Source organism: Nocardia sp. NPDC058497, assembly GCF_042720195.1.
Taxonomy (GTDB): domain Bacteria; phylum Actinomycetota; class Actinomycetes; order Mycobacteriales; family Mycobacteriaceae; genus Nocardia.
This window is the reverse complement of the sequence record NZ_JBHXMY010000214.1, coordinates 6,118-9,093: the sequence shown is the minus strand read 5'-3', so window position 1 is coordinate 9,093 and position 2,976 is coordinate 6,118. Positions and strand designations below refer to the sequence as shown.

The following is a 2,976-nucleotide window of genomic DNA, read 5'->3' as shown; positions in this document are numbered from 1 at the left end:
TCCAGAGATGGGTGGGACAGCAGCACGGTCGCGCCGCTATCGACGAGACCGCGCACGATGCCCCACATGCGATCACGGGTGTGCGGGTCCAGGCCGGTGGTCGGCTCGTCGAGGAAGATCAGCGGGGGCACCGTGATCAGCGTCGCGGCCAGATCGAGGCGACGGCGCATGCCGCCCGAGAACGCGGACACACTGCGCCGGGCGACGGCGGAGAGCTCGAACTCCTCGAGAAGTTCGTCGCTGCGCTGCGCGGCTTCGCGCCGCGACAGTCCGAGCAGCCGACCGAACAGGCGCAGATTCTCACCGGCGGTGAGGGTTTCGTCGACCGAGGCGTACTGACCGGTGAGCCCGATCATCGAGCGGACCGCGGTGGCATCGCGCACCACGTCGAAGCCGAACACCTCGGCGCTGCCGCGATCCGGGCGCAGCAGGGTCGCCAGCATGCGGACCGTGGTGGTCTTGCCCGCGCCGTTGGGGCCGAGCATGGCGAACACCGAACCGGCGGGAATGCTCAGGTCGATGCTGCCTACCGCGGTGAAGTCACCGTAGGACTTGCCGAGTCCGCCAGTGCGGACGGCGATTTCGGTGCTCACTGCAGCCTCCCGGCATGGTCCAGTTCGGGTGTCGGGAACGACACGGGGACAAGGGCTTCCACCTCGTCGGCGGCGAGGGCGACGCCGCTGTCGGGGAAGCGGCTCGCGTAGGTGGCGGCACGGGCGACCACATTCGGGTCGGCGACCCGGTCCAGCATGGCGGCGAGCGCGTCCGCGCGGAGATCGGCGGCGCGCAGGGTGTCGGCCAGGCCGAGCCGGGCCAGTGCGCGTCCCCAATACGGTTGATCGGCCTGGATCGAGCAGATCACCTGCGGCACACCGGCACGCAGCGCGGCGGCCGTCGTGCCCGCCCCGCCGTGGTGCACCGCGGCGACGCAGCGCGGGAACACCGCGGCGTGGTCGACCTGGTCGACGATCGCCACCTCGGCCGACAGTTCGGGCTCGATGCCCGCCCAGCCCGCGGCGAGCAGCAGCCGCCTGCCGCGCCGGGCGCAGACCGTGCGCAGCATCGTCACCAGCGCCACCGGATCGTCGACCGCCATCGAGCCGAAGCCGACATAGATCGGCGCCGCACCCGCGTCGAGCCAGGTGGCCAGCGCGGGATCGACCGTGCCGCCGAGGAAACCGTCCGTGTCGACGGCGAACCCGGTGATCGGGTGCCGATCCGGCAGCTCCGCAGCCAACCCGGAAAACAGGTCGACGTCGTAGGCCTGGATCGACACCCGGCCCGGCAGCGGATGTTCGACAATTCCGAACTCGGCCAGCGGTTCGGCCAGCGCGGCGTCACGCGCCCACCGCAGCCCCGACCAGATCCGCCGGTTGAGCCCACCGGGAATCCGCTCACCCCACGCCGCCGGCACCACCGGAACCGAGCGATTCGGGTGGATCGGGAAGAAATGCACTGCGGCCAACGGCAATCCGACGCGCCGCGCGGCCTTCTCAGCCGCTTCCTCACCCGCCATCCCGGTCACCAGCACGTCGTGGCCCGGTGTCAGGACGAGCAGGTCACGCACCGCCTCGGCCACCCCGCGCCGCTGCAGATCCAGCACCGCACGCAGCCGCTGACGCGGACTGAGGCTGCGGAACCGGCGATCGGCGTGCTGGGTGGCCAGCAGTTCGGCACTGTCGCGACCGAAACCGACGGCGGGAACACCGTGTCCGGTCGCGAACTCGACGAGATTGGGGGAGAGGGCGAGCGTCACCGAGTGCCCGCGAGCCCGCAGTTCGCGGGCAAGCAGGATGCCGGGCTGGGCATCGCCCCGGCTCCCGGTGAAGGCCAGCAGTGCACGCATCGTCAGCCCGCGCTCAGCGCTGCCGACGCGGCGTCGGCGACCGGTGCGGCCGCGGCGGGCGCGGCAATGGTGGTGACCGCGTAGATGGCCCTGGCGAATTCGGTGAGGAAACGGTCCATCACCTCGCCGGGCAGACCGGCGGGGTAGCGGGTGGAGACGTAGAGCCCCTCGGGGCCGCGCACGACCCAGAAGTACACCTCGTCGGTGGAGTACGAGACGGCGCGCAGTGTGCGTCCGCGCAGGTCGGCGACCAGTTCGTAGTCCGGGAGCATGCGGATGTCGAGGAAGGAGGCGCCGAAGGTCGGGCCCTCGAGCGCGCCCGCCATCGCCAAGGAGCGGCCCCACGAGGCGTTGTTGCAGACGTGGGCGCGCTTGAGCGCGGCCCGGGTGACATCCAGCGTGACGGACATGTCGGCGCCCGCGGGCAGGGTGATGTCGACCGGGACGACATTGACGAACCAGCCCATCGACTCGAGCCAGCTCAGATCGGGCCGGGTCGCGATCGGCATGATCGTGCGGAAACGGTCGTCGCCGAACACTTCCCGGGACGCGGCGGCGAGCGCGGCGAAGACGGTGACCGAGAGCCGGTGTTTGATCCGGCCGAGCGACGCCTCCACCTCTTCGAGCTGCTCGAGGGTCAGTAGCGTCCGCGAGACACTGGGCTGGGCGTGCTCACCGTCGAGCGCGGCGACCATGCCCTCGGCGAAGCGCGGCATGGGCGAGCCGGGCTCACCGACGAAATCGCGCCATACCACGACGGCGGGGGAGTCGGGGGTGAGTTCCTCGGCCGCGGCCCGCTCGACGGCGGCGTAGTCGGCGGCGCTGCCGAAGGTGGCCGAATCGCGGATCTCGCCGCCGGTGCTCACGGCGGTGTAGAGGGTGCGCAGTTCGAGGATGAGCACGGCCTGCGAGTAGGCGTCGAGCACCGAGTGGTCGGCGGCGACCAGGACGGTGAAGTCGTCGGTGTCATGGGCGACGGTGGCCACCAGCAGGTGCGGCCACACCAGCGGGGAAAGACGCAGTTCCAATGTGCCGCAGAGGAAGTCGTTGATCTGCTCGCCGTCGGTGAGATCGGCGACCGGAACACCGGCCACGCGCACCGTGCCGGGGGCGGTGGTCACCCGGTGGTG

Annotated in this window: 3 protein-coding genes; all 3 read right to left on the bottom strand. The window is 71.2% G+C overall.

Annotated features, from left to right (window positions below; genetic code table 11):
* The coding region (locus tag ACFWPJ_RS16340) for an ABC transporter ATP-binding protein (RefSeq protein ID WP_378852088.1) at positions 1-593 on the bottom strand (593 nt) is incomplete at its 3' end.
* Positions 590-1,846: a glycosyltransferase gene (locus tag ACFWPJ_RS16335; RefSeq protein WP_378852085.1), complete on the bottom strand. Its 1,257-nt coding sequence runs from the start codon at positions 1,844-1,846 to the stop codon at positions 590-592. The genes ACFWPJ_RS16340 and ACFWPJ_RS16335, both read right to left, overlap by 4 nt.
* A 2-nt stretch (positions 1,847-1,848) precedes the next feature.
* Positions 1,849-2,976, bottom strand: a 1,128-nt coding sequence (locus ACFWPJ_RS16330) for a condensation domain-containing protein (RefSeq protein ID WP_378852082.1), incomplete at its 5' end; no start/stop codon positions are given.

Coding starts and splice junctions, on each gene's coding strand:
- ACFWPJ_RS16335 (WP_378852085.1), bottom strand. CDS start 1,846: ATGCGTGCACTGCTGGCCTTCACCGGGAGCCGGGGCGATGCCCAGCCC.